Source organism: Micromonospora sp. LZ37 (assembly GCF_059359015.1).
In genome coordinates this window covers 38,248-65,247 of the sequence record NZ_JCADBL010000010.1, presented here as the reverse complement: position 1 = coordinate 65,247, position 27,000 = coordinate 38,248, and the positions used below count along the sequence as shown (strand labels likewise).

The 27,000-nt window shown below is 68.5% G+C and carries 24 protein-coding genes; 15 read left to right on the top strand and 9 right to left on the bottom strand.

The genetic code is table 11. The annotated features are described in order from the left end of the window. Positions 1–26: 26 nt before the first annotated feature. Positions 27–461, top strand: coding sequence for a TIGR03668 family PPOX class F420-dependent oxidoreductase (locus AC5L3Z_RS20505; RefSeq protein WP_494844251.1), 435 nt, complete (start codon positions 27–29; stop codon positions 459–461). Between the two features lie 163 nt (positions 462–624). Here the strand turns inward: AC5L3Z_RS20505 and AC5L3Z_RS20500 are convergent, their stop codons facing one another. Together AC5L3Z_RS20500 and AC5L3Z_RS20495 are read right to left on the bottom strand one after the other, a co-directional pair. Next, positions 625–1,017, bottom strand: a complete 393-nt coding sequence (locus AC5L3Z_RS20500; RefSeq protein ID WP_494844250.1) for a DUF2267 domain-containing protein — start codon at positions 1,015–1,017, stop codon at positions 625–627. Between the two features lie 81 nt (positions 1,018–1,098). Beyond that, positions 1,099–1,521: a DUF2267 domain-containing protein gene (locus tag AC5L3Z_RS20495; RefSeq protein WP_494844248.1), complete on the bottom strand. Its 423-nt coding sequence runs from the start codon at positions 1,519–1,521 to the stop codon at positions 1,099–1,101. A 691-nt stretch (positions 1,522–2,212) separates the two neighbouring features. Here AC5L3Z_RS20495 and AC5L3Z_RS20490 point away from each other — a divergent pair. After that, the gene (locus tag AC5L3Z_RS20490) at positions 2,213–2,542 is read left to right on the top strand and encodes a DUF397 domain-containing protein (protein ID WP_494844246.1); all 330 of its coding nucleotides are present in this window, start codon (positions 2,213–2,215) and stop codon (positions 2,540–2,542) included. Then, the gene (locus AC5L3Z_RS20485; RefSeq protein ID WP_494844244.1) at positions 2,446–4,575 is read left to right on the top strand and encodes a HelD family protein; all 2,130 of its coding nucleotides are present in this window, start codon (positions 2,446–2,448) and stop codon (positions 4,573–4,575) included. Before AC5L3Z_RS20490 ends, AC5L3Z_RS20485 begins: the two co-directional genes overlap by 97 nt. A gap of 13 nt (positions 4,576–4,588) precedes the next feature. On the opposite strand, the gene AC5L3Z_RS20480 is transcribed toward AC5L3Z_RS20485, so the two are convergent. Genes AC5L3Z_RS20480 through AC5L3Z_RS20470 form a run of 3 tightly spaced genes read right to left on the bottom strand, consistent with a single transcriptional unit; the run spans position 4,589 to position 6,494 of the window. Further along, a complete protein-coding gene (locus AC5L3Z_RS20480; RefSeq protein ID WP_494844243.1) occupies positions 4,589–5,026 on the bottom strand; it encodes a hypothetical protein in 438 nt (145 codons plus the stop codon). Positions 5,027–5,034: 8 nt separating this feature from the next. Beyond that, entirely contained in the window at positions 5,035–5,970 is a 936-nt protein-coding gene (locus tag AC5L3Z_RS20475) for a ParA family protein (protein WP_494844241.1), read from the bottom strand. Between the two features lie 56 nt (positions 5,971–6,026). Beyond that, positions 6,027–6,494 (bottom strand): hypothetical protein, encoded by a 468-nt coding sequence (locus tag AC5L3Z_RS20470; RefSeq protein ID WP_494844240.1) that lies wholly within the window; start codon positions 6,492–6,494, stop codon positions 6,027–6,029. Between the two features lie 220 nt (positions 6,495–6,714). Here AC5L3Z_RS20470 and AC5L3Z_RS20465 point away from each other — a divergent pair, with 220 nt between their 5' ends. From AC5L3Z_RS20465 to AC5L3Z_RS20440, 6 genes are all read left to right on the top strand, one after another. Further along, positions 6,715–7,149 carry a YbaB/EbfC family nucleoid-associated protein gene (locus AC5L3Z_RS20465; RefSeq protein WP_494844238.1) on the top strand — a complete coding sequence of 145 codons (435 nt, stop codon included), beginning with the start codon at positions 6,715–6,717 and terminating at the stop codon, positions 7,147–7,149. Between the two features lie 8 nt (positions 7,150–7,157). Continuing rightward, positions 7,158–7,478 (top strand): hypothetical protein, encoded by a 321-nt coding sequence (locus AC5L3Z_RS20460; RefSeq protein ID WP_494844237.1) that lies wholly within the window; start codon positions 7,158–7,160, stop codon positions 7,476–7,478. Between the two features lie 10 nt (positions 7,479–7,488). Beyond that, positions 7,489–8,190 carry a WXG100 family type VII secretion target gene (locus tag AC5L3Z_RS20455; protein ID WP_494844236.1) on the top strand — a complete coding sequence of 234 codons (702 nt, stop codon included), beginning with the start codon at positions 7,489–7,491 and terminating at the stop codon, positions 8,188–8,190. Positions 8,191–8,197: 7 nt separating this feature from the next. Further along, positions 8,198–8,956, top strand: coding sequence for an EndoU domain-containing protein (locus tag AC5L3Z_RS20450; RefSeq protein WP_494844234.1), 759 nt, complete (start codon positions 8,198–8,200; stop codon positions 8,954–8,956). Positions 8,957–8,961: 5 nt separating this feature from the next. After that, on the top strand, positions 8,962–9,555 hold the full coding sequence (locus tag AC5L3Z_RS20445) for a hypothetical protein (RefSeq protein ID WP_494844233.1): 594 nt from the start codon (positions 8,962–8,964) through the stop codon (positions 9,553–9,555). 84 nt (positions 9,556–9,639) lie between these two features. Then, positions 9,640–9,825, top strand: a complete 186-nt coding sequence (locus AC5L3Z_RS20440) for a hypothetical protein (RefSeq protein WP_494844232.1) — start codon at positions 9,640–9,642, stop codon at positions 9,823–9,825. A gap of 67 nt (positions 9,826–9,892) precedes the next feature. On the opposite strand, the gene AC5L3Z_RS20435 is transcribed toward AC5L3Z_RS20440, so the two are convergent. Further along, complete coding sequence (locus tag AC5L3Z_RS20435; protein ID WP_494844231.1) at positions 9,893–10,144, bottom strand: hypothetical protein; 252 nt, start codon at positions 10,142–10,144, stop codon at positions 9,893–9,895. Then, entirely contained in the window at positions 10,141–10,407 is a 267-nt protein-coding gene (locus AC5L3Z_RS20430; protein WP_494844229.1) for a DivIVA domain-containing protein, read from the bottom strand. The genes AC5L3Z_RS20435 and AC5L3Z_RS20430 overlap by 4 nt, the downstream gene beginning before the upstream one ends. 264 nt (positions 10,408–10,671) lie before the next feature. On the opposite strand from AC5L3Z_RS20430, the gene AC5L3Z_RS20425 reads away from it, so the two are divergent. Beyond that, complete coding sequence (locus tag AC5L3Z_RS20425) at positions 10,672–11,559, top strand: helix-turn-helix domain-containing protein (RefSeq protein WP_494844228.1); 888 nt, start codon at positions 10,672–10,674, stop codon at positions 11,557–11,559. After that, positions 11,552–11,755, top strand: a complete 204-nt coding sequence (locus AC5L3Z_RS20420; RefSeq protein ID WP_494844227.1) for a DUF397 domain-containing protein — start codon at positions 11,552–11,554, stop codon at positions 11,753–11,755. Before AC5L3Z_RS20425 ends, AC5L3Z_RS20420 begins: the two co-directional genes overlap by 8 nt. A 164-nt stretch (positions 11,756–11,919) precedes the next feature. Here the strand turns inward: AC5L3Z_RS20420 and AC5L3Z_RS20415 are convergent, their stop codons facing one another. Together AC5L3Z_RS20415 and AC5L3Z_RS20410 are read right to left on the bottom strand one after the other, a co-directional pair. Further along, a complete protein-coding gene (locus tag AC5L3Z_RS20415; protein ID WP_494844225.1) occupies positions 11,920–17,451 on the bottom strand; it encodes a DUF3320 domain-containing protein in 5,532 nt (1,843 codons plus the stop codon). 277 nt (positions 17,452–17,728) lie between these two features. Further along, positions 17,729–18,355, bottom strand: coding sequence for a hypothetical protein (locus tag AC5L3Z_RS20410; RefSeq protein WP_494844224.1), 627 nt, complete (start codon positions 18,353–18,355; stop codon positions 17,729–17,731). Between the two features lie 163 nt (positions 18,356–18,518). On the opposite strand from AC5L3Z_RS20410, the gene AC5L3Z_RS20405 reads away from it, so the two are divergent. The 4 genes from AC5L3Z_RS20405 (at position 18,519) to AC5L3Z_RS20390 (ending at position 26,623) form a co-directional block, all read left to right on the top strand. Next, positions 18,519–20,555, top strand: a complete 2,037-nt coding sequence (locus AC5L3Z_RS20405) for an SAM-dependent DNA methyltransferase (RefSeq protein WP_494844222.1) — start codon at positions 18,519–18,521, stop codon at positions 20,553–20,555. A 65-nt stretch (positions 20,556–20,620) separates the two neighbouring features. After that, entirely contained in the window at positions 20,621–22,192 is a 1,572-nt protein-coding gene (locus tag AC5L3Z_RS20400; RefSeq protein ID WP_494844220.1) for a type I restriction-modification system subunit M, read from the top strand. Next, the gene (locus AC5L3Z_RS20395; protein WP_494844218.1) at positions 22,189–23,382 is read left to right on the top strand and encodes a restriction endonuclease subunit S; all 1,194 of its coding nucleotides are present in this window, start codon (positions 22,189–22,191) and stop codon (positions 23,380–23,382) included. The genes AC5L3Z_RS20400 and AC5L3Z_RS20395 overlap by 4 nt, the downstream gene beginning before the upstream one ends. 31 nt (positions 23,383–23,413) lie before the next feature. Next, positions 23,414–26,623, top strand: coding sequence for a type I restriction endonuclease subunit R (locus AC5L3Z_RS20390; protein WP_494844560.1), 3,210 nt, complete (start codon positions 23,414–23,416; stop codon positions 26,621–26,623). Positions 26,624–27,000 lie beyond the last annotated feature (377 nt).

The window sequence follows — 27,000 nt, the reverse complement described above, 5'->3', positions numbered from 1 at the left end:
GACAGCCCACTGTTACGGTCGGATTTGTGCCCGCCGACGAAATCCGGCATCGGGTCCGGTCGGCCCGGGTGGCCCGGCTGACCACCGTCGGAGCGGATGGGCGTCCCCACCTGGTGCCGGTGTGCTTCGTCCTGCTCGACGACGTCGTCTACCACGCGGTGGACGAGAAGCCCAAGCGCCACCGGCGGCTACGCCGGCTGGAGAACATCCGGGCGACGGGGCATGCCTGCCTGCTCGTCGACGAGTACGACGAGGACTGGTCGCGGCTGTGGTGGGTCCGCCTGGACGGGCACGGCCGGCTGGTGGAGGACCGCGCGGAGGAGACCGCGGCCCGCGCGGCGCTGGCCGACAAGTACCCGCAGTACGTCCAGCGACCACCGGCCGGGCCGGTGATCGCGGTGACGGTGACCGCCTGGTCGGCGTGGTCCGCGGCGGACGCGGCAGCCGACCCGGCCGGGTGAGCGCCGACCGGAGGTGTCAGCGGGCCGGAGCGAGGGCGTCGAGCACCTCGTCAGCCCGGCGCAGCGACGCCTGCGCGTCGGCGCGGGGTGAGCCGATCTCCGGATCGAAGTCGAGGCCGACGACCCTTCCGTGATGCCGGCTGCCGAGTGCGAACGTCCCGGGTCAGGCGCCGACTCCGCGACCCACCGGATGAAGCAGCCGCCGGATGTCCTTCGACAGCTCGGCTTCCAGGGTCTGAAGTTCTTCGGCGGTCACCGCCTCGCGCAGGGTCGTCATTACCGCGCGGGCGCTCTCGGCGGCCCGCTGGTCATCCACTCCCGCGCGCGCCTGTACCTCGTTGAGGAACTCCACGAGATCGAGCTGCTCGGCGAAGTCCACCTCCTTGTACAGGTAGCCCCGAAACTCCTCAGGGAGCTGGGTGGCCAGGTGGCGGGCCTCGCCGCCACTGATTCCTTCCCCCAGTGTGGTGAGCGTGGCTCGGATGGCGTTCGCCGCCTCCGCCGCCGGGATTCCCGCCCGCTTGCCCACCGCTTCCAGAAACTCGGCGTGGTTCACGCGTTCTCCTTCCGGGCCGTGCGTCGCGTCCCAGTTCAGTCGGCAGCGTCGTGCCCGCGGCTTCTGCCTCAGCTGTGCGCGCTACGAGCCGGGGCGCCGCCCGCCAGCGGCACCCACCGGTTCGACCAGCTGGCGAAACTCCTTCGGAAGCTGGGCCATCGCGTTCTCGAAGTCGTCACGGGAGACGGCCTCACGTAGCGTGGTGAGCACCGCGCCGACCCCGACACCGGCGAGGGAACGGTCGACGGTGTGGCGGTCCGCCACCCGCCGCACGAACTCCTCGAACCCGAACGACTTCGCGTGTTCGGTTCTGCCCTGAAGCGGTGGCGGTTTGCGCAGGAGGTCGTCAAGCCCCTCGGGAAGCTGATAGGCGAGGTCGTCAGCCTTGCCGGCGCTGATCCGGTCTCCCAATGTCTCCAACGTCGCGCGGGTGAGTGTCGCCGCCTGATCGGTCGACACCTTAGCCCGCGTGGCCACCGCGTTGATGAAGTCCTCGTATTCCACCTGATTCCCCTCTCCGGCCTGATCGCCGTCGAACCGCCAGTTACGAGCCTCTGACCCCAATGCGCTGCAGTTCGGTTCGTCATCCTCGCCTGGTTGTCGCGCAGCGAAGTGGTACCTCGACAGCCTTCCGGGACGGGGGGTGACCCTGCCTCATCCCGATCGGGCGAATCGTCAACTGCAACGCGGAGCAGGCAGCGCCGGCCGCCGGGCATCAGCGGGTCGAGACCCGATGGCGTACGTTCTGGTCGTCTTCGGCGGAGACGGTGGTCTCCGCCGGGCATCAGCCGGTCGCAGAAGATCCGGCTGGTTGCTCAAGGACGACGCGTCCGTGCCGCTCATGTTCACGATCTCGTTCCCGCCGAAGCAGGGATGACCGTTGGAACGGTACGACGTGCGTGAGCTCAAGCAGCTCTTGAGGAATGCCTGGCTGCTGGAGCGGTCGGCGCCATCGTCCACGTGTTCCCACGGCTGTCCTCACTCAGGACAATCTGCCCTACTGGCTGATGTCCACCTGGAACACGTCATTATCCGCACGCGGGACGCACCCGAGGCATCGCCGCCCAGATGACCTTCGTCCTGGGCATGAAGACACCTCCATCGGCCGTAGCAACGGGATCCATCTGAGGCCGCTGGCGTCGGCGCCGCAGGGGCCGGTGTCGGCTCCGACGCAGTCGCAGCTTGCGGCGGCATCTTGCTACGACGAGCAGAGTCGTCTGCGAACCTTCCCCTCATCGTCGCCGTACCCGACTCCAAGGACCCGGACGACCCGGCGCTGACCTTCGCACCGCGGGCATGGTCCGCCTTCACCGCCGCCGCACAGGTTGCTCACTCACCGACCAGTCGTGGCTGTCGTGGCGATCGCCACGTTCGTCAAGCTGCCGGTCCGGTTAGGGTGTGGCGGTTCCGCCGGAGTCAGGAGCATACGTGGGCAGCAATTCGCCGGAGATCGCCAGCGAGCAGACCTTCTTCGACGCGGCGGCCCGGCATCGGGCCCGCCGACGGGACGGGCTGGCCGAGGTGATCGCGGCGGCGGCGCATCCCGGCGCCGCCCTGCACCTGAAGCGGTACGCCGAGAAGGCCGGCGAAATCCTCGGCGACAACGACGAGGCGGTGGCGTTCGGCCGGACCGACGACGAGTCGGACGATGTGCTCTACATCGGCCGGCACGTGGTGCTCAACGAACGCAGCGAGGTGCTGATCGCGAACTGGCAGGCGCCGGCGGCCGCACCCTACTTCGAGGCGACCCATGTCGACCGTCGGGGCCTGGTACGCAAGCGCAGCTACCAGTGCGACGGCAACACGATCCAGGACTTCACCGACGTGCTCTTCGCCCAGCTGGCGGCCGCGATCGACGGGCCTGACCAGCGCCTGCTCGACGAACTGGCCCGGGCGCGTACCGGCGAGATGCGCGACATCGTGGCGACGATCCAGGCGGCCCAGTTCGAGCTGATCCGGGCGCCGATGGAGCAGGTGCTGGTGATCGAGGGCGGGCCGGGCACCGGCAAGACAGCGGTCGCCCTGCACCGCGTCTCCTGGCTGCTCTTCAACAACCCCGACCTCGTACCGGAGGACGTGCTGGTGGTCGGACCGAACCCGACCTTCATGCGCTACATCGGCCGGGTGCTGCCCGATCTGGGCGACGCCGAGGTGTTGATGCGTGACATCGCCCGACTGGCACCCGACGTACGCCGGGGCCGGACCGAGCCGGCCAGTGTGAGCCGGCTCAAGGGCGAGGCACGGATGGCCGGCCTGCTCTCCCGCGCACTGCGCAGCCGGGTGGGTGTGTCCGAGACGGCCGAACGGCTCCTGCTGGGCGGGCGGTTCGTCACCGTGCCCGGGACGGAACTGGCCGAGGCGATGGCGGTGGCGAGCGCGGCCAAGCTGCCGTACTCCCAGCAGCGGCGCCTCTTCTCAGACCGGGTGAGTCACCTGGTAGGTCAGCGCGCCGGCGTCGAAGCGGCCGGGACGCCGGCGGTGGCGAATCTCGTCGAGCGGCTGTGGCCGCAGCAGTCGGCGGCGGCGTTCCTGCGCGAGTTGTTCGGCTCGCGGGCGCGGCTGAGCGCCGCGGCCGGCACGGAGTTCACCGTTGAGGAGGTCGGCCAGTTGCACCGCCAGGGCGCGGACCGGCTCTCCGAGGAGGTCTGGTCCGCAGCGGACCTGCCGCTCCTCGACGAGCTGGAACAGCTCATCGACGGTCCGGGACGCCAGTACGCGCACGTGGTGATCGACGAGGCACAGGACCTGTCCCCGATGCAGCTGCGGGCCATCGGCCGCCGCTGCGCGGGCGGCTCACTCACCCTGGTGGGTGATCTCGCTCAGTCCACCGGCTCGTGGGCCCGTGACGACTGGGCCGAGGTGACCGATCACCTGCCTGCGGTCCATCCCGTGGTGATCGCCCCGCTGCGGTACGGCTACCGGGTGCCCGCACAGGCGTACCGGCTCGCCGCCCGGCTGCTGCCGGTGGCCGCTGCCGGCGTGACGCCTCCGGAGGTGGTGCGGACGGGTCCGGCCGAGCCCGAGATCCACCGGGTTTCGCTGACCGAGCGGGCCGGGCGGGTGGTCGCTCTGGCCGCCGCTCACGTCGACAAGGGCGCCTTCGTCGGGATCGTCTGCCCGGCACGCTGTCGCCGCGAGGTGGAGGCGGCGCTGGCTGACAACGGCGTCGGCTGGAGCAGCGCGCAACGCGGTGAGCTGGGCGGCTCGGTCAACCTGGTGAGTCCGCAGGAGGCGAAAGGGCTGGAGTTCGACGCAGTAGTCGTGGTCGAGCCGGAACAGATCGTGGCCGAGGACGATCGCGGGCACCGGCTGCTCTACGTGGCCTTGACCCGTACCACGGCATATCTGGACATCGTCTGTGTCGCCGATCCGCTGCCGTTGACCGTGCCGCCGCAGCGGAGGCCACCGGCTGCGGACGAGGGGCCAGCACTGTTCACCGACCGAGCGCTCCGCCGGCTCGCCGACCATCTCGCCGGCCAGGTGCGCGGCGCGGCGCCGCGCGCGTCGTGGGGTGCGGTCCTTGACGAGGTACGCCGAGTGCTGGAGGCGACGGACTGACCCCGCTCTGCGATCAGCCGCGCGTCGGCGCCGGCCTGCTGATCGCCGAGGAGTCGAGCCGGCGCCCGACCGTCCACTGCACGATGTCGCGCCGCACGTCGGCCTTGGTCGCCCGGCTCGGCACGGCGATGCCGAGGTTCTTGGCGAGCCCCTTGAGCTGCGGCACGGTCATCCGCAGGTCGTCGAGGTAGCGCCCGGCGGCCGCCCGGTCGTCGATCGCGGCCAGATCAGCGCGGACCCTCTCCGGTTCCACCGCCGGCGCCGGCGCGGCCTTCGCCGTACCCCTGCTCTCGGGCGCCACCGACGGCCGGTCGGACGTCGGGCCGGTCGCCGCGATCTGCAGCCGGGCGGACCCGTCGGCCAGCGCGGCCAGTTGGTCCGCCGGAAGGGTACGGAGGAACTCCGCCACCCGCACAAGTACGGCGTGGCTGAGGTCGGCTGGGCTGGTCACGGGTGCTCCTAGTTCCGGATCCGGGCGAGAAACTCGCTGGCGAGCTGCTGCAGCTCGTACTGGACGGTAGGGTTCGCGTTCGGCAGGAGGACGGCGGGTATTCCGTGCTCGCCGGCGGGGGCGAAGAGGGTCTTGTTGTCCCGGATCATCTGCCGGAACACCGGCAGCTCGACGCTGCTGGGCTGGTCGATGAAGTTGCGCTGGGCGATGATCGGCCCGGTGCCGGCGTACTGGATCATCGTAAGAACCACACCGAGAATGGTGGGATTGATCTGCGGAACGACGCCGCCCGCGACCCGGTTGTAGTCCCGCACCAGTTCGGAGAGCTTCTTGCGGAGATAGTCGATGCCGAGCGTGGAAAGGTAATCCGCCTTTGCCGGGATCAGGACGTGATCGCTGGCGACGATCCCGGTCCGGGTGACCATCGTGAAGTTGGGCGGGCAGTCGATCAGGATGGCGTCGTACGCCTGGAAGGCCTTTCCGTCGAGCGCGTCGGCCAGCGCTCGGTGCAGCGGCAGATAGCGCGGACTTCCGTGCTGAAACCGGGAGCCGCCCAACTGGTAGGCGAAATCCAGGTCTGCGTCGACCAGCATGAGGTGCGACGGGACCAGGTCGAGCCGGCCCGAGCCGCTGCGGGCGATCACGTCGTTCACGGCGGGCGGGGTCACCACGTACGGATCAAGCGGCTGGGAGCCGCCGTTGCCGAGCACGTCGCCGAACCACTGGAGGATGGTGCGCTCGTCGGCGAGTTCCTGCTCCCACTGATGCGGCTGGTAGAAGGAGAACGTCAGGCTCGCCTGCGGGTCCAGGTCGATCAGGAGTACGGTGAGGCCGCGCGTCGCCAGCTCCGCCCCGATGTTCGCCGTCAACGTCGTCTTGCCCACGCCGCCCTTGTAGTTGATGACGGAGACCACGCTCCCGGGCTGACGCATGGGCAGCAGCATCCCACGTGCTCCGCCACGATTCCCACCGGGCTATCGCACCGCCGCTCGCCTGCGACCTACCAGTCCCGCGCCCAGTCCGGTGGTGGCACCACGGCCAGCTGCGGCTCACCACTGATGGGCGCCCACGCGTGGACGATGCGGAGGTCCCCGTCGGTCGCCGCGTCCTCGTCGATGGTGACCCGCCCGCTGCTTCCGTCCGCGCTGACCAGCAGCCACTGGTTGGGAAAGAGGCTGCCGTCGTCGACCAGGGCCCGCACCCCGAAGGTGCGGGCCAGGGCGACAGCGAGATCGCGTTCGTTCAAGCCCGTGGCGTCCGCGAGCTCGGTGTCACCGCTGAGGATCCAGCCGAAGCCCTCATCCTCGTCGGGCGGCGTCAGCATGGCGACCGGTCGGGCATCATCCGCCGCTCGGTCCCGGATCCGCCCGACGTAGAGGGAGTCCGGAGCGATGCCGTAGTCCTCATGGAGGAAGCGACGCAGAGCCTCCGCGGGCAGTTCCCTCTCGAAGTGGATCTCGTACCGCAAACCCTACCCCCGACAGCTCTTCTCATCGAGATCCATGGCAGGCGCTGCACTCCTCCACCGCCCGGACCTGTGAAATCCCATCCGGTCAACCGTCGGAGAGACCCGCACCCGTGGAAAGTGTCCATAGTGGGAAGGGCGACAGTCCTCATAGGCTACGGGAACGCCTCGGCGGCTCGCCCTTGCTAAGCTCCGCCATCCACGATCATCGCGGGGAGGGATCATGGACGCCGGCGTTGCGGGCGGTGGCGGTGTGCTGGACCCCGACGGTGCCATGGACCGACTGTCGGCCTGGAAGGGGCGGATCGACAAGGCAGCGGCCGACACCAAGGCCATGAGCGACCGCCTTCAGCAACTGCGGGTGACCGCGGTCGACAGCAACGGGCTGGTCGAGGTCACGATCGATTCCGCTGGTGCGCTGGTAGACCTGCGGTTGGGCCGGCAAATTCAGCGGGTCGCACCTGATGTCGTCGCGAGGACGATCATGGACACGATTCGTGAGGCGAAGGTGAACCTGGCCGCCCGGTCGCAGGAGATCATCGCGGAGACCATGGGGACCGAGTCGACGGCAGCGCGCGCGATCGCCGAGCGAGTCGGGCAGCAGTTGCGCGGCCCGGATCCGGTCGCGGACAGCACCGACACCGACCGAAGCTGGTGATCAGGCTGATGGGCGACGGATTCGCGGTCGACGCGGAGCAGATCCGCACGCACGCTCACCACATCGAGGCGCTCAAGGCGCGCTTTGGGTCGGTCAAGGCCGCCAGCGCGCAGGTCAGGCAGGACGACGCGGCGTACGGGCTGCTGTGCGGCTGGATCTCCGGGATCCTCGAGAGCAGGCACGTCCGGCAGGACGAGCTGATCGCCTACGTCGAGGAGAACTTGCAGCTGGCCGTCGAGGGACTTCGCCGGACGGCCGAGAGCTACGACTCGGTCGACGACGATGCCGCCACCCTGATCAGCAGAGCGGGAAGCCGGTTGGACGGGTGAGGACGGCGCGATGACTGACGCCTCACTCGTCGCCGACGTCACGTCGACCCGGGAGGTCTGGACGGGCTCCTCCCTCGCCGACGGCTTCGAGGGTCTGGTCGACGCGATCAGGAGTGAGGGCTGGGTCGACGATCTGCTTGCCGGCGCCGCGTTCGGGCTCGACGTCGTGGCCAGCGTGATCGACCCGTTCAGCGCGCTGCTGGCCAACGGGTTGGGCTGGGCGATGGAGTACTTCGAGCCGCTGCGGCAGATCCTCGACGACCTCACCGGAATGCCCGACGTGGTGGCCTCGCACGCCGCCACCTGGGACAACATGGCCGTCGAACTGCAGCGCATGGCCGCCGACCTGCGGTCGCGTCTCGACGGGGACCTGCCCGACTGGCAGGGGCAGGCCGCCGAGGCGTACCAGGGGTTGATGGGCCACAACGTCGAGGCCATCAGCGGGCTCGGGGCGGTTTCCACCGCGATGGCGGTGGCCACCCAGGCTGCCGGGAGCCTGGTGGCCTTCACCCGCGACATCGTGCGCGACCTCATCGCCGACCTGGTGGCACGGGTGGTCGTCTGGGCGGTCGAGGCCATCTTCGTCGTCACGATCCCGGTGATCGCCGCGCAGATCGCGGCAGCCGTCGTCAAATGGGCCGCGCGCATCCTCACCTACGTCACCGCACTGGTCACCAGCCTGACCAACCTCTCCCGGCTCATCAACGGATAAGGCGTTCATGGCGAAACCGAAGACGCCCGGCGGCGCGGACGGTGGTGACGGCACCACCGGGGGGCCATCGAGGAGCCATGGCGGCATCGACGCGAGCAACGGCATCTCGAGCGCGCAGCAGGCAATCGCCCAGGCCGCGCAGTCGGGCCGTCCCGGGGGTACCGGCCAGGGATCCAACAGCCCCACCACGCCGACGGGGCCCGGCAGGACCACCCCACCGACCGCGCCGCCCGCGGCGGACGACATCCACCACAGTGCGGCGTCGAGAAAGCACATCATCGAGGGCGACGGCGGCCGGCAGGGTGGCCACCTCGCGGGCACCGGCTTCTCGAAGAAGACCGAGTTCCCCAAGGACTGGGACGAGGCGAGGATCCTCGAGGCGACGTACCAGGTGACACAGCAGGGCCCGCCGGCGAAGGGGCCGTACCTGACCCAGGACGCCGATGGCAATCCGGCGTGGGCCTACGACTACAAGGGCGTGGTCGACGGTGTTGAGGTCAAGACGATCGTGCTCGCCGGCGGCGAGGTGCGCACCGCCTTCCCGACCGACCCCGACGACCCGGGCGTCATCACCAACCCGACCGCGCCGAACCCCGCTCCGAAGGGCGTGCCGATGGGCAACCCGCCCCGTTACAGTCACCCCGATGTGGGTGGTGACGGCAGTTGGACGTGGGAAGGCCCGAAGGGCAACAAGATCATTAGAGTGGTCCAGGACGCTCAGGGGAACGTCACCACAACAGTGCTCGGCGACTACAGGAAGAAATGAGCGCCATGGACGAGAAGACCTACGCGGCGATCACCGACATGTGCGCGCGGCTCGCGGGCCGGCTGTCCGACGACACCCTGGGTGCCCTACGCGATCAGTACGCCGCGGGTGAGTGGGACCTGGCCGACGCGACACTCCTGCTCAACCTGGCGTACGAGGTCGTCGCCATCAGCCCCGAGGAACAGGACCTGATCCGTTCCTTCCTCGGCGACCCCGACGACCCCGCCCTGCTCAACGTGCCGGTCATCGCCGAGGTGCCCCCACCGCCGTACCGGTTCAGCCCGACCGGCCCCGCGAATGCCCCCGACCCGATCCTGGCGGACACGTTCCTGTCCACCGAAGCCCCGCGGCGCCGGGGCCACAGCCTGCATCGCGCCTGGCGGGACCCCTTCGACGGCGCCCCGGACGGAGCGACGTGGTTGTACGTGCTGCGGGTGGCCGACGGCACGGACGAACTCAAGATGCACTCCGGCCTGACCTCCAAGCTGTGGACCTCCCTACGGGAGAAGTGGCAACTTGAGGTCGTCGCCGACAGTTCACCGCTTACGCCTTACCAGGCCGCCGCGCTGGCCGCCGCACACCCGGTCTGGGCCGCCTGATCGGAAGGTCGAGGGTGAGTCGGCAGGCGGCGGCTTCGGGAGGAGGATGGGTCGTACGACACGTCCGGCGCGGGCATCGTCCTCGTGGTACCCGGCCAAGCGATCTTCGTGATGGACCGGAACGGCAACACCTATGCGTCCACCTACCAGAAGGTCGGCGACTTCCACCACTCGGCGCTCGGCAACGGTCAGCCGGTGTCGGCAGCCGGTGGGTTGCCGGCATTCAGCGGCCGGCGGCGCCCGACCGGCCATGCCCCGTCACCGTCGTAACGCCCTACGCGCCCAGCCCTTGATGGAACTGCCGACACCCGGTAGCGACGCCTGGCGCAGCAGCGGCTCAACGGCGCAGGCGGCGGGAGCACGGGCCGTCGTGGTCGGCGCGGAGCAGGCAGCGCCGACCGCCGGGCATCAGCAGGTCGCAGAAGACCCGATGGCGTACGTTCTGGTCGTCCTCGGCCGAGACGGTGGTCTCCCCCGGGTCGGTCTGGGGCAGGACGAGCACCCAGCGGCCGACCACCCGGGCCAGGCGCTGCGCGGCGGGCAGGTCGGCGGCGACGACCGGCAGGTGGATGACGTACCGCTCGCTCATGCCTTGGGGCCTCGGTCCGCGCGGGGGTGGTGCATCCCGGCTTTGAGGACGGCGGCTTCCCGCCGGCTCTCGGCCAGGGCCGCGTAGACGGCTGCCATGTCCACGGCGACCCGGTCGAGGAAGGCGTACACGTGGTCCGGCTCAAGGCCGCGGCGTCCGAGCCCGACCGGCTTGAAGCGGCGCTCGCGCACCTGCCAGGGCAGCAGCGGGGTGTACGGCATCGCCGCGCCGCCGTAGGTCGGGCGTTGATTGCGGACGCTCATCTGCTGTCTGCCTCTCGTGTCGGCTGGAAGGGGTGGGGACACTCGCCCTCCCCGCACGCGCGGACCCACCCCGCCCTGCCACCGCAGCTTGCGATCAGCGGTACGGCATCAGGGCCTTGTAGTCATCGTGTGACAGAGCGCAGTGGGGATGCAACGTTCCACGGCAGAATTCATGGGCGGAGCGTTGACTTCTTTTACTGCAACCGATATGAGTTACGTGGACGCGTTACGCAGTGTTGCGGAATGGAATCAAGGAGTGCTCGGGTGACGGAGGATGTCGGATCGACCGTGCCGCGGCGGCAGCTCGGTCGGCTGCTGCGCCAGTTCCGGACCGAGGCGGGGGTGACGCTGGACGCCGCTGCCGAAGCTCTTGAGTACAGCCGGCAGAAGATCTGGCGTATCGAGAGCGGCCTGGGGCCGGTGCGGGTGCTCGACGTCAAGGCGATGTGCGAGCTGTACCACGTGTCGCCGGAGATGACCGAGGCGATGCGGGGGCTGGCGGCGGAGACGAAGTCGAAGGGGTGGTGGCACGCGTACGGGGACGCGGTGCCGAGCTGGTTCGAGCTGTACGTGGGGCTGGAGTCCGCCGCTTCCCGCCTTCGCGGCTACGACGAGTCGCTGATCCCCGGCATCCTTCAGACCAAGGAGTACGCGCACTCGCTCTACCGCCTCGGCCGGACGCTGAGCGACGAGGAGCGCGAGCGGGCTGTCCAGGTGCGGCTACAACGGCAAGCACTGCTGATGCGACGGCTGCCGGCAGCTCCGCGGTTGGAGTCGGTGCTGTCCGAGGTGGTGCTCCGCCGCACCGTCGGCGGCCCAGCGGTGATGACCGCCCAGCTCGACCACCTGCTTAAGCTCTCGGAGCTGCCGAACGTCTCCGTCCGAGTGCTGCCGCTCGCAGCGGGGCCTCAGCCCGGTGCGGTCGCCGGCACCTTCATGATTCTCGACTTCCCGTCAACCAAGGGTGGCCGGGCCGCACCAGAACCGTCCGTTGTTTACTCCGAGTCGCTGACCGGGGCGCTCTACCTTGACAAGCCGGACGAGCTGGCCGCCTATGAACGCGTCTGGAAGGGTCTGGATGCGCTGACCCTCGGCGAGGCAGAATCGAAGGACATGATCAAGAGGATCACCGGGGAGACGCGGCATGACTGACCTGACCGGCGCGATCTGGCGCAAGAGCACCCGCAGCGGCGACAACGGCGGTGCCTGCGTCGAAGTCGCCACCAACCTCCCCGGCATCGTCGCCGTACGTGACTCCAAGCACGACACCGGGCCCGTTCTCATCTTCAGCTCCAAGAACTGGTCCGCCTTCGTCAATGCGGCCATGGCGCTTCACCTCGCGAGCTGATTAGGACCAAGGGTAAATCGACGCTCCCCTCCCGTTCCACGTGGCCGCCGTAGCGGCCACGTGGTTCGCCGGTGCATTCATGCGCATGCGCAGGGTGAAGTGGGTACGGATGGCGACACTCCCCTGTTGTGGGCGCATTGCGGCTCCGCGCCGTCTGGCGTCAACTACTCACGATCCTTCGAGGCGGCGAAGCCGGCCGACAGGCTGTGCCCATTGGCGATGAGTACGCCGTCAGCGACCAGGCGGTCGATGAGTAGTCCAAGGCGCCGGGAGATGTCCGGTCCACGCCGGGTCCAGCCGTACAGCTTGGCCACGTGTGCACTCAGCTCGTCGCGGGCCACGCCACCTGTGTCCCGGACGAGATTCGTCAAGGCGAGCGCCAACTCGTCGTCGTGGACCTGCTCGACACTGCGGCTGCAGGCGTCGACGGGGCTACGGACCTCGCTGACGACGGCGCCGGGCACACGCACGAAATCGCCATCACGGTCGAGACCAGCCTGACGAATCGCGGCATCGATGTTGTCCCGGATCCGCGATCCGACCCGGCCAATGCCCCAGCATTCGCGCAACCTCTGGTGCATGACCGTGATATGCACCGGCCCTTCGACGGCGGCGACCTCGGCGACGCCGACCCGCATGGCGTGCGCGCTCCCGCGTTCGCCCGGATCCGCCCAGTACGGCAGGCGATCGACCATCGCCGTCCGGTACGGCGTCACCCAAGTCGGATGCAGGTCGAGGGCCGCTGCCTCGGTGGTGACCGTGGGGCGCTCGATCGCCTCTTCCAGACTGGACAAAAGCCCACGCACTGGAGCGGCGACGGCCTTCTCGATCGCGACACGCAGGCGCTCTTCCTCGCCGAGACGGTTGCGATACCAAGCGGTGCCCCAAATCCGGTGCAGCCGCCATCCGAGGCCGCGCAGCACCTGATCACGCAGCCGGTCCCGGTCCCGGGCGACCTTGGAGGAGTGATACTGGAAACCGTCGCACTCGACGCCCAGCACATAGACGCCGGGCCGATCCGGATGACGCACCCCCATGTCAATCCGGTAGCCGGCGGCACCGACCTGCGGGGTCACCTCGTAGCCCCAGGAGCGGATCACGGAGATGACCGACTCCTCGAACGGTGATTCGGCATCACCGCCGGTGCTGGTGTCCAGCGCCAGTGCCGCCATGCCACGCTCGGCGTAGTCCAGATAGCGGCGCAGATGCCGCAACCCTTCGCTGCCGGCAGCGGCAACGATGTCGGATGCCCGCACGCTGGCGACGACTTCGTTGCGGAAGCGCGCCCGGGTGATGGCCACGTTCAATCGCCGCCACCCACCGGCCCGGTTCAACGGGCCGAAGTTCATCGTCGTCTTGCCGGCCTCGTCCGGGCCGTACCCGATCGAAAAGATCATCACGTCGCGCTCGTCGCCCTGCACCGATTCGAGGTTCTTGACGAAGAAACCGTCGAGCCGGTCGTCGGTGAAGAACTTGTCCAGTTCAGGGCGGTCCTGGCGGGCCTGTTCCACGGCATGCTCGATGGCGGCGGCCTGTGCCTCGGAGAAGCTGACCACACCGAGCGTGAGGTGGGGGCGGGTGGTGAAGTGGTGGATGACCCGATCGGCAACCTTGGCCGCCTCGATCGGATTGTCGCGCGACGAGCCGCGCCGGTAGGTGCCGGCGACGTGGAACAGCTCCACGCCCACGTCGGGACCGACGTCCTCGGCTCCAGGGAACGTGATGAGCCGGCCCTTGTAGAACGACGAGTTCGAGAAGGCGATGAGCGCCTCGTGCCGGGACCGGTAGTGCCAGCGCAGCGTGAGCGCGCGGAACTCCGCAGAACCTTTCATGAGGTCGAGAACGGACTCGAAGTCGACACCGTCCTCGGCCTCCTCATCCCATTCGTCGCTGTCGTCGGCGACGCCGGCGGTGAAGAAGCTGGTCGGCGGGAGCTGCTTCTGGTCACCGGCCGTGATCAGCGCGTCGCCTCGGTAGATGCAGTTGACAGCGTCGGCGGGTGCGACCTGACTCGCCTCGTCGAAGATGACGACGTCGAACCGCAGGTCGGACGGGAGATACTGACTGACCGCCAGCGGCGACATCATGAAGCATGGCTTGATCGCCTGAGTGACATGGCGCGTACGCTCCAACAGCAGCCGCACCGGCATGTGCTTCTTCTTCTTGCCAGCTTCGCGGCGGATGACACCCGACTCACCGAGGTTGTTGCGAGGCCGACGCGTATTGCACGCGGTGATGATCCGCGAGGTCGCCGCCGTGATGAGCGCCCGGTCCAGGGCGCGGTACTCGGCCACGAGTGAGTCGCGATCCTCGGCCCGCATGACACGTAGGGCCGCATCCTGATGCAGGTGATGGTCGGCCCACTCCTGCAGCAGGGCTCGCTCCAGAACCAGCGGCACCTGCTCGGCGCTGATGCCCTCGGTGATGCAGAAGTCGATGGCGGTCTCGAGTCCCACGGCGACGAGTTCAGCGCGAGCGCCTTGATACGCGAACCACTCGTCCTGTCCGGCGCTGTCCTCGCGCAGGGCCGCGATGAGGTCGCCCGCCTCGGCGTAGTCGTCGAGTTCGGTGCCGAGTTCCGCGTGCCTGCCCGGTTCGAAGGCCGCCAGCAGATCGGCACGCGCTGCGGCCCACCGCCGTTCGATGTCGCCGAGTTGGGGCGTTGGGACGATGCTCTCCAGCGCCTCCGCCTGAGCGAGGGTCAGGGGCTCGTCGAAGCCCTTCGTGCAGGCGCGCATCTGTGCGGCCCAGTCCAGTGCCGTGTGCACCGACGGCAGATCGGTCCGCTCGCCGGCGTACAGCGAGCCGAGGATCGATGAGTAACCGTGGCCGCTTGCTGCGAGCGCGGTGTAGGCGGCGTCGACGGACGCGCGCAGCTCAAGCAGGTGGCGGGACTCTGCGACGGTCAACTGTCGGTTCACCGCCTGGCTGACCGACCCTGCCAGCACAGCCGCCGACCGCAGTGGGGTCAGGTGCGTGCGCAGCCATCCGACTGCCTCCGTGATGGGAAGCAGCGCGAGCTCCGGCCGTGCGGCGGGCAGCGGTTCCGGTGCCAGGCGCGACCGCCAGTCCTGCAACCGCGCGCGCGTCTCGTGGGCGACGTTGAGGACGCTGGCGTTGGGGGTCGCGTCACGGGCGATGTGATCGGCCAGCTTCCGCAAGTCGGTGGTGCGGGCCTGGCGGATCGCGGTGTCCGCAGCCGCCAACGCCCGGGCGATCCGGCCGAAGTCGGTGGAACGGCCGTCGTAGTAGGCGCCGAGGGTCTCCGCATACCGAGTTTCTGACTCGGTGAGGGCGGCTGCGGCCTGCTTCCAGGCGATCGCCAACAGCAGCTGGTCGCGCGCCGACTGCCAGGCGACGCCCGCACAGGTGAACGCCGCTAGAGCACGCTTGTCGGCGCGGTAAGCGCCGCCGAGCTTCTTCATGCCCCGGTGCTCGTGCGCGAAACGGTGCGCCAATCCCTCGACGTCCGCCACGAGCAGGGCATCGGTGTAGTGCGGTGCCGCTGCCTTCTCTGCCTCTAGCAGGGCGGCAATGGCCTGCTGGAGCGCCTGCGCGGCCTGGGTGGCTGCAGCATGGCCCTCGGCGGATAGCCACGCACGTTCCGGACGGATGTCGCTGCCGCCGAGACCGGCCACCGCCAGAGTCGCCTCGGCATCGTCGAACGACACGACGGGCGGCACACCCAGCATGACGGCCAGCCCGGTGAGCGAACGGCTGGCGGCCTGCAGTGTCTCGGCGTCGCGCGCGAATGTGTCGGCAAGCACCGTGGCCTGCTCCGAGGTCAGTCCTGCGAGGTGCAGTGGCGCCACCGTGAGGTCTTCCAGCGCGGAGGTGTCGAGGTCCGGCGTGCTTTCCGTAGTGGGAATGTCGGACCAGGACACACCGGCGGCACGGCTGGCTGCGTCCTGCCGTTCGGCGAGCTCCCGCAGTTCCGTGGCGAGACGATCCGCGGATTCCCTGGCCGAGTCGAGCGCCGCAGCGGTCAGCCACTGCTGCGGCACGCCGGCCGGCCGTACCGCGCAGTGGGCGACGATGCGCGCGAGATCGGACGCCTGGCACAACCGGCTGACGTCGAACGCGGCGGCCAGTGGCGAATGGGCGGCGGTGACGCCGGCCAACGCGTCGAGCGCTGAATCGGCTGCGTAGAGACGTGCGTCCAGGGAGCCGCGATGCGTGACACCACGCCAGGCGAACGAGCGTCCCTGAGAAGCGGGGCGCCAGGCCCTGGCCAGCGCCGCAGCGGTGGCCCGCACGGTGCCGAACATCTCGACGGTCAGATCGACGGGCACGATGCCGCTCATCGGAGCCGCGGGCACGTCGTGCAAGTTGGCGATCATGCCGAGGACGTCGTGCAGCGAGTAGTTGAGCGGCGCCCGCAGCACGTTCATGGCTTCGGCGTACGCGTTCAGCTCCTCACGGCTGCGGCGGGCGTTGTCCAGATCGATGTCGTTGATCCCGCTCGGGGCGACCGGAACAGTCTCCAATGCCTGCCCCAGAGCCGACGCGACCTCCTTCCGCGTCGCCTTGTGCGAGTGCAGCTCCAGCAGGTAGGCGCTGAGCCCCACGTCGTGGAGCCGGTTCCGGACCACTTCGAGCGCCGCAGCCTTCTCGGAGACGAACAGCACCCGCTTACCGGCGTGCAGCAGTGCGCCGATCATGTTCGCGATGGTCTGCGACTTCCCGGTTCCGGGCGGGCCGTCCATGACGAACGAGCGGCCTGCCAGCGCGGCGGCGACGCTGGCCCGCTGCGAGGAGTCGGCGTCGAGCACCAGCGGGATCTGCTCCGCAGGCATGTCCCGGTCGATCCGATCGTCGGTCAACTCTTCGAAGAGGAAGCCGGCGCCTCCCGAGCCTCGCCCACCTGTCGCCAGCGCCTGAATAACCGGATGTCCGGCGACAGACGCCTCGTTGTCGAGCAGGTCGCGGTACATCGCCTCCTTCGCGAACGAGAAGTAGGAGAGGGTGACCTCGTCGTTGACCCGCCAGCCGGCGTGCTCGGCAACCGCAGACCGCGCGTCGGCCAGGAAGTCGGCATAGGCGACGTCCTCGAGGTCGTCGACGGACGGCAACGTGACCATGAGCTGATTGAGCTTCAGCGCCAGCGCCGGGTTAACCACTGGATCTTCGTCCGCGCGCTGCAGCAAGGGCAGCTGCCGCGCCCCGGTCGCAACGAGCCGGACCGGGACGAGAAGCAGCGGACTGGTGTACCGCGCTTTGTCACCGTCAGTCCAAGTGAGCGATCCGAAGGCGAGGTAGAGGATCCATAGTCCTCGGTCCAGGAACTCCTGGTTCGACCGACGCATGAGGTTGCGAAGTGCCGAGCTCAGATCACTGACCGGCTTGTCCGTGCGCAGGACATCGACCCGGAAAGCCTTGCCCGACGTGCCGAGATCACCCGCGGGGAGGGCGCGGCCCGGTTCGGTCGATGCCGTCTCAAACTCGTCGCTGCCCTCCTCCGCAGGACGGAACCGGAAGTAGCGGCCGGCGCTCAGACCGGCCAGAACCTCCGGGGCGGCCGGATCGAGCACCCGGACCGCCCCTGACTTGCTCGGTCGGAAGTTGAGAAGCCGGTTCGTGCCGGAGAGGTTGATGAGACTGTCACGCCATTGACGGATGGTCGCCTGCAGCAGCCGATCCTGCGCCGGAAGGTCCTCGGTCATGCCGACGATTCCGCCCATTTCAGGTTTCTCCATCCAACTACACGAGCCAGGTCTTGTTACCGCGCCGCTGATCAGGCGCTCGTCGAGAAGCTGAACGTTCCATCTGCGGCCCAAGCAGACGTCAACCGAAGAACGATCGGGCAGGCCATGTGTGCCCTCAGCCGCGATCCCGCCCATCGGTCGTCGTGCCGGAGCAGAGTGATGTCATCGTTCATGAAGATCCGTTCGACCTTAGAGCTGACACCGCGGCCCCACACTCAACCATCCGGGTGATCTTGAAGAGCTGCCAGTTCACGGCTCCCTGACCGACTTACGCCAGGTAGCGGTCCAGAAGGGTGTCGTCGTAGGCGATTTCGTGCCCCAGCTCGCGAAGCGCCGCCTCGATGGCGACCTGGTCGTCGAGCGGCAACCAGGTCGCCGGCTCGTAGTCCATGCCGTACGCGTGGTCTTCCCGGCCGAAGGTAGCGAGCAGGCTGGGCGGCGCCAGTTCCGCCGTACGCAATCGTGGGTCCGGCCGCCAGAAGAGACCGAGATCGTCATACCAATCGAACGGGACGTCGTCCCCCAGGTCGTTGAACGCCGGCTCACCGTCCATGGCCGCCCGATCATCGAACTGGGCCTTGACCAGTGGAAGCGCGAGCGGTGACCGGCGCACCTCCCCCAGCGTCTTCGGCTCGACGACCGCCTTGATCAGCTCCACGTCACGCAACGCCACGTCATAGGGGAGGACCGCGAGCCAGTCCTGCGGATCTTCCTTGAAGTGTCGCTTCATCTCGGGTTGCTCGTCGAGCCACGAGCGGTCGATCCGCCCGTGGGTGCCCACGAAGTACCGCACAGTCAGCCCTGCCATTCGCTCAGTTATCTTGATGCCGATCTTGGTCTTGCTGCTCCTGATGCCCAGTGGGGGCGTCCGCGCCGAGTCGACGAAGGTAACCACACCGCGGACGAGCCGCCGCAGCCACTCGCCGGACTAGAACACCATCCTCCGTCCGCACAGCGGATACGGATATTTGATAAGGCGGGTTATCAAGCAGTGGCGTCGACTACGACGATCGTCACGACTACAGTGAGCCTCCGTGATCGCGGAGGAGGTGAGAGGCGTGGCCACTGAGCTGATGTCATACGGCGAGATCGCCCTGTTGGCACAGGTTGAGCGCCCAGTCGTGACGACCTGGCGGCGCCGCCACCCCGACTTCCCCGCTCCGGCCCCGGGCAGCAGCGGCCAGCCGCTCTTCCCCGCCGACGCCGTCCTCACCTGGCTGCTGGACCGCAAGCTCGGTAACGCCGACGCCGACAGCTTGCGCGCCGAGCGCGCGATGCACACTTTGACCGCGTACGCCCGTGCGCACGGCGGCCGCCGCCTGGTGCTGTCCCTGGGCGCCGCCCTCTGCCTGCGTCACCTGGCCGGACGGCCATTGCCGGCCGATCCACTGCCGCTGGCCGAGCGGCTGGACCCCGATGACGAGTTCCTGCTCACCAACCTGCAGGAAGCCCCGGCGTTGGCCGATCTTCCGGGGATGGTCGAGCAGTTCATTGAGGGCGCCTACGAGGCGAGCCGGGCTTACCAGTTCCTGCTCGGCAACTGCGCTCGCTTCGGTTGGCCGGAACTGGCCACCGATGCGCTCACTCCCCACCTGGTCACGCTGATCCGGCTCACCGCCGACGTGCCTGGTCGGTTACGCACCGGCGGCCGCCTCACCGTTGGCGACCCTCATGCGGGCTCCGGCGATCTACTCGCCGCCCTGCTGGTCGGTCAGGAGCCGGAGGCGTTGGTTTTCAACGCCGCGCAGCCGGACCCCGAGTTGGCCCGTCTGATCCGCCGCCGCCTGCTGCTCACCGGCGTCCCCGAGTTCAACTTCGCGGTGCTCCCGGACGACCTGAACGACGAGTTCGCCGACGTGAACGTGATCGTCACCAGGCTTCCCTACCAGCCCGCCGAGCTCTGCGACACGGCCGAGGATCTCGCCAGGATCAGCGACATCGCCGATCGGCTCGGCCCCGGCTGCACCGCCGTCGTGGTCGGCCCCGCCGCGAGCCTGGTCGACGCCCTGCGCGAAACCGACGCGATCACCAAGCGGGCGAACCTGCTGACCAGTGGCCTCGTCGAGGCCGTGGTGCGACTCCCCGGCGGCGTCTTCCCGGCCCGCCCCGGCCACTCCGTCGCGCTCTGGACGCTGACTCGCGATCCCGTCCCGGACACCCAGGGCCGCCTACTGCTGGCCGACCTCAGCGGAGGCGCCCTCGATCAGCGCGTCGTGGAGACCGCGGCCGAGGACATTCTGTTGTGGCGTGCCGAGGGACACCGGCGTGACGGGCACGACCCGCGGACGGGCCTGGTGGTCCCGCTCGACGCCCTCGACCTGCGCCGCGGCGCTACGCTGCGGCCGCCGGGCCCGGCGTCGGTAACCCTGCGTTCCCGGCAGGCCGCCGACCGGCCCGCGCTGATCGGCGAGCTCGAGCGCCGTCTCACCGACGCCGAGCAAGAAACCATCCGGTACGCCGACGAGCACGGCGCCCTGAACACCGGGGCGGTGCAGCGCGACGGGACCCGGCCGAGGGAGCTCTCCCTCGGCGCACTGCGCACGGCTCGCCGCGTCCGTCTCCTCCCGGGGCACCGCCTGTTACCCGAGCATGTCAGGCCGCACGGCCACCATCGGGTCATCGGCGCCGTGGAGGTCGTCGCGCAATCGGCGAAGCGCTGGATGGACCGGCTCACGCTCGCCGCCGAGTACCCGCACGTCGCCCTCACCGACCCGGGTGACCTCGTGGTCACCGCCGTGCCCCAGTTCGGTGTCCTCCTCGACGAGGACGGTTTCTCGGTGATCGAGTTTCCGGCCCGTGGTCTGCGCACGTCTCCCGGTGACGCCCTCACCCCACGGGTGCTGAAGGGGCTGCTGGACACCGCCCGCAACACCGCACGTAGCCCCGGCGCGGTGCGCGGCCCACGGCTGCGCGACGTGACGATCCCCGACCTGAGCCGGAACGAGGCGGCCCGCCTGGACGACGTGCTGCGCCGCCTCGACGAACGCGAGCGCCTACTGCGACGGCAGGCCGACCTCCTCGCCGAACTGCGCGAACTCGCCATAACCGGCTTCGCCGACGGCACCCTCACCACTCTGTACGGTACGAACTCCTGAACGAGAGAACGGAACACACAGTGCCCCCACGCAAACGTGCCAACGGACAGGGCGAGCTGCCCGGCATGTCCAGCACCAAGCAGATCCAGGACATCCTGTGGAAGGCCGCCGACAAGCTGCGCGGCTCCATGGACGCCGCACAGTACAAGGAGTTCGTCCTCGGCCTGGTCTTCCTGAAGTACGTCTCCGACGCGTTCGCCGAGCGCCGCGACCAGATCGCGGACAGCCTCTCCGACATCCCGGAGAACCGCCGCGCCGAGTTCCTCGACGAGCGTGACGAATACACCAGCGCCAACGTCTTCTGGGTCCCGGAGAACGCCCGCTGGGACTACCTGGTGGAGAACGCCCCCACCGGCGTCGGCGAGCTGCTCGACAACGCCATGGACGCGATCATGCGGGAGAACCCGGCACTCACCGGCGTCCTCCCGAAGATCTTCAACCGGGACAACGTCGACCAGAAGCGGTTGAAGGAACTCGTCGACCTGATCAGCGACGCCCGCTTCACCGGCCACGGCGACCGGAAGGCACAGGACGTCCTTGGCGAGGTGTACGAGTACTTCCTGGAGCGCTTCGCCCGCGCCGAGGGCAAGCGGGCCGGCGAGTTCTACACCCCGTCCAGCGTGGTGCGGGTTCTTGTCGAGGTGCTGGAGCCCTACGAGGGCCGGGTCTATGACCCGTGCTGCGGATCCGGTGGCATGTTCGTGCAGTCGAAGAAGTTCGTCGAGGCCCGCGCCGGCCGCGACCACACCCACGACATCGCCGTCTACGGTCAGGAGGCCAACGAGCGCACCTGGCGGCTGGCGAAGATGAACCTCGCCATCCACGGGATGGACCCGGTCGGCATCGGCGACCGCTGGGCCGACACGTTCTCCGACGACAAGCACCCGGACCAGCGGGCCCACTTCATCATGGCCAACCCGCCGTTCAACATGAGCGACTGGGCGCGCCGCGAGAGCGATCCGCGCTGGCGCTACGGTGTGCCGCCGCAGAGCAACGCCAACTACGCCTGGCTCCAGCACATCCTCTTCAAGCTGGGCGACCGCGGCAGCGCTGGCGTCGTCCTCGCCAACGGCTCGATGTCATCGAAGCAGTCCGGCGAAGGCGACATCCGACGCGCGATGGTCGAGGCTGATCTGGTGGCCTGCATGGTCGCTCTCCCGCCGAACCTGTTCCGCACCACCGCGATCCCCGCCTGCCTGTGGTTCCTGACGAAGGACAAGACCCCGCAAGGCGCGAAGGCGCTGACCGACCGGCGCGGCGAGATCCTCTTCATCGACGCCCGCGCCCTCGGCACCATGGTCGACCGTACCGAGCGCGTCCTCACCGACGACGACATCACCAAAATCGCCGACACCTACCACGCCTGGCGCGGCACCAAGTCCGCCAAGACCAAGGGCCAGACCTACGAAAACATCCCCGGCTTCTGCTACTCCGCGAAGCTCGACGAGGTGGCCGCCCACGACCACGTCCTCACCCCCGGCCGGTACGTGGGCGCCGCCGAAGCTGAGGAAGACCCGGACGCCGAGCCGCTCGCCGACCGCATCGAGCGCCTCACCAAGGAGCTGTACGCCCACTTCGACGAGTCGTCCCGGATTGAAGCGGCTCTTCGTAGCCGGCTGGGCGAGGTCACGCGATGAAGCAGGCCGAGTTCCAGCAACTATTCGCCTCACCTCTACGCAATGGCGTCAGCTATCCGTCGGCCACACGTGGAAGCGGTGTTCCGATGGTGAACATGGGGGAGGCCTTCAAGTACGACGTCATTGCAGACCAGGAGTGCGAGCGCGTTCCCCTCACGGATACAGAGCGACAGCGCTACCTTCTCCAGGAAGGCGATTTGCTTTTCGTACGGCAATCGTTAAAGTACGAGGGTGCTGGGAGATGTGTTTACGTCGCCGCAGGCATCGAGCCGCGCACCTGGGAAAGTCACCTAATCCGAGTGCGACTCGATTCCGCGACCGTGAATCCTCGCTACTACTACTACTACTTCCGATCGGCCCTGGGCCGCCAATCCATAGAACCGATAATCCACCAAGTCGCTGCAGCTGGTATCAGAGGAAGCGATCTGTCGCGACTGCAGGTTCCGGTTCCCGAGCTGCCCGTTCAGAACGCCGTCGTCGCCCTGCTTTCCGCTCTGGATGACAAGATCGCGATTAATGACCGAATCGCGGCAACGTATGACGGCATATTCCAGGCGAAATTCGCCACTCTCGGCACGGCAGGGGAGGGTGATTGCGCCATTACCGAGCTGGTCGAGTTCAATCCACGCACGCCACGCCCCACTCAGGACGACGCGGTCTACGTTGACATGGCGGCCCTACCTACGCGCCTATCCTCGATCCGGACCTGGGCTCACCGGCCCCCGAAGGGCGGTAGCCGCTTCCAGAATGGCGACACGGTACTGGCCCGCATCACCCCCTGCTTGGAGAACGGTAAGACAGGATACGTGGACTTCCTCAAGGATGGTGAGACCGGAACCGGGTCGACTGAGTTCATCGTGATGCGGTCTCGGGAGGGTGTGCCGCCGGAGTTCTCTTACTTCCTCGCCCGAGATGAGCGCTTCCGGGAACACGCGATACGGAAAATGGTGGGTTCATCTGGGCGGCAGCGAGTGAGTGCTGCCGACGCGGCGGACTTCTTCGTGCGTCGACCGGACTTTGGTCAGCTTTCGGCCTTCGGCGCCGAGGTTGGCGTCGCGTTCCGCCATCTGAAATCCCTCATGGAGGAGTCGCGCGTCCTCGTACGCCTGCGGGACACGTTGTTGCCCGAGTTGATGTCGGGGCGGTTGCGGGTCAGGGACGCCGAGAAGGTCGTGGAAGAAGCGGTTTAGGTAAGTAAACGGTTAACGGGGAGGGGTTGTGGTGGGTGCGGGCGGGTGGATGAACGAGGCGGACTGGGAGGCGCTCGCGCTGGACCAGCTCGGTGAGCTCGGGTGGGAGCCGGGTGCCGGGAAGGATTTCGCGCCGGGGTCGGGGCAGCGGCGGGACTGGGCCGATCTGGTGCTCGTCGAGGACCTGCAGGCGGCGATCGAGCGGCTCAACCCCGACCTGCCGCCCACGGCGGTCGCCGACGCGATGCGGGCCGCCACCGACGTGGCCTCCCGGGAGGCGTTCGCCGAGAACCGGGCGGCACACGAGCGGCTGGTCCACGGCATCCGTTCGATCACGTACACCGACGCGTACGGTGCCGACCACAATCCCACCGTGCGCCTGGCTGACCTGCACGACCCCGGCCGCAACGTCTACCGGGCGATCAACCAAGTCACGATCGTCGATGGTGACTTCCGGCGCCGGTTCGACATCGTGCTGTACCTCAACGGTCTGCCGGTCGCGATCGTCGAGCTGAAGAACGCCGCCGACGAGAACGCCACCCTGACCGGCGCGCACGCCCAACTCCAGGCGTACCTCGCGGAGTTCCCGCTCGCCTTCCGGCACGCCGTCCTGTGCTTGATCTCCGACGGGGTCACCGCGAAGTACGGCAGCCCGTTCACCCCCTACGAGCACTTCGCGCCGTGGAACATCGACGACGAGGGGGAACGCGTCGACACCACCGCGCCAGAATACGACGGCCCGGAAGCGCTCATCGTCGCCCTCTACGGACTGTTCAACCAGCGGCGCTTCCTGGAGCTCGCCGGCGGCTTCGTCAACTTCACGTCGAAGGCGAAACGGATCGCGAAGGCCCACCAACACTTCGCGGTCATCCGGGCCGTCGAGTGCATCGTGCGGGCATCGCAGAGCGACGGGAAGGCGGGCGTCGTCTGGCACACCCAGGGCTCCGGCAAGTCCGAGGAGATGGTGTGCACGGCGGCGATGACCGCCCGCCACCCCGCCCTGAAGAACCCGACCATCGTGGTGCTCACCGACCGCAACGACCTCGATGACCAGCTCTTCGACACGTTCCTCGACAGCCAGACGCTGCTGGGCCAGGAGCCGGAGCAGGCCGACACCCGCGCCGAGCTGCGGGACAAGCTGTCGAACCGGAACGCCGGCGGCATCATCTTCACCACATTGCAGAAGTTCGGGCGTACGAAAGAGGAGCGCGACGCCGGCAGGCCGCATCCGCTCCTTTCCGACCGGCGCAACATCCTGGTGATCGTCGACGAGGCGCACCGCAGCCACTACGACAGCCTGGACGGCTACGCCCGGCACCTGCGTGACGCGCTGCCGCACGCCACGTTCATCGCCTTCACCGGCACCCCGATCGCCACCGCCGAGGTGAACACCCGCGCCGTCTTCGGCGACTACATCGACGTGTACGACCTGAAGCGCGCCGTCGACGACGAGGCGACCGTGCGGGTCTACCACGAGCCGCGGATCATCCCGGTGTCGCTGCCGCCGGACATCGACCCGGAGAGCATCGACGAGCAGGTGGAGCAGCTCACCGCCAGCCTGGACGACGCGGAGCGGCGCAAGGCCGAGGCGTACGCGGCCACCATGAACACCGTCTACGGCGCCCCCGACCGGGTCGAGACCCTCGCGAAGGACCTCGTCGAGCACTGGGAGAAGCGGCGCGAGCTGATGCGGCCGCAGCTCGGCGGGCCGGGCAAGGCCATGCTGGTCTGCGCGACCCGGGAGATCTGCGTCCGCGTCTTCGACGCCCTCAAGGAGCTGCGGCCCGACTGGGCGGACCCGGCAGTCGACAAGGGCAAGATGAAGATCGTCTTCCATGGGGTGCCCAGCGACAAGGAGGTGCTACGCCCGCACCACCTGCGCCCATCACAGCAGAAGACCATCCAGGCCCGCGCCAAGGCCCCGGACGACGAGCTGGAGCTGCTGATCGTCCACTCGATGCTGCTCACCGGCTACGACGCGCCGCCGATCCACACCATCTACATGGACCGGCCGATGAAGGGCGCCAACCTGATGCAGGCGCTCGCCCGGGTCAACCGCCGGTTCCGCGAGAAGCAGGACGGCCTGCTGGTCGGCTACGCCCCGCTGACCGAGAACCTGCGCAAGGCGCTCACCGAGTACACGCCCAGCGACCAGGAGGATCAGACCCTCGGCCGCGAGATCGAGCGTGCCATCAGTGAGGTGCACAACGAGATCTCGGTCCTCGAGGCCATGCTGGCCCCAGTCAAGTGGCGGGAGATCCTGGACGACGAGAAGGACCCGACCCGCTGGCGCCGGGCAGTGAAGAAGGCCGCCAACTTCCTTCGCAACCCGCGAACGCCCGGCAACGACGTCGATCCCGGTACAAAGCCGCTGCACCGGCGTTTCCGTGAGGCGGCGGGCCGGCTGGAACGGTTCTACACGCTCTGCGCGACCAGCCGCGACTTCGCCGAACGTGCCGGCGACATCCAGCGGATGCGCCGCGACATCCACTACTTCCGCGACGTCCGGGTCTGGATCGTCAAGGAGGAGGCCGCCGACCGGGAGGCCAAAGGCCTGCCCAACACGGCCGAGGTGGAACGCTACCTGTCCCAGCTCGCCGCCGAGGTGGTCGACGCCGCCGACATCACCGACATCTACGAGGAGGCGGGCCTCGGCAAGCTCGACATCACCGAGCTCAACGGGGTGGCGTTGGAACGCCTGGAGAACTCTGAGACCCCGCACCTGGCCGCCGCGGCGCTGCGCCGGCTGATCGAACGAAAGATGCGCGAGGTCACCAAGCACAACGTGGTCCGGCAGGAACGCTTCTCCGCCCAACTCGAAGACCTGATGAACCGCTACATGCGTCAGCAGCTGACCAGCGCGCAGCTGATCGTCGAGCTGGTCGAGCTGGCCAAGCAGGTGTCCGCCGACGCCCGACGCGGCCAGCAGTTCGATCCTCCGCTGAACCACGCCGAACTCGCCTTCTACGACGCCGTCGCCCAGAACGGGGCGGCTACGGAGCTCATGGGCGTCGGCACCCTCGCGGCAATCGCACGAGAGCTGGTGAAGTCGATCCAGTCGTCGATCACGGTGGACTGGTTCTCCCGCGAGCCGGTACGCGCCAAGCTGCGCAGTCACATCCGCCGGCTGCTGGCCCGCTACGACTACCCGCCGGACCACGAGCGCGCCGCCGTCGACCTGGTCATCCGCCAGATGGAAACCTTCGCCAACCAGTGGTCACCCGGAGCGCCGAGGGAGTAGCGACACCGGCTCGGACGTATGGAGGTACCACGGGTCGGCAGCTGGGAATCCTCTCGCCGACCCGTGCCTCCTACTTGCGGCACGTCGCCGACCTCCCATGCCTTGAACAGCGGAGGACTGCGGTCGACCTGACAGGGCCGTGGCAAGCCGGGATACCGGCGGCACCGCGGGGTGACGACGCGCCGCCCCACCCCGGGGCGGCGTGGCGATCTCGGGCGGCGTAACGACGCCGGCGTGGGCAATCACGCCACCTCTGTATCTCCCTGCCTCGGGATCAACGCTGGTCATGTCGACCGTGGACTCGCACGGTATTTTTCTGAAGCTCTTTTGTTGGTAACCGGGGTTATCAGCGCTTGGAAACCCCAGAGTTGGACTCC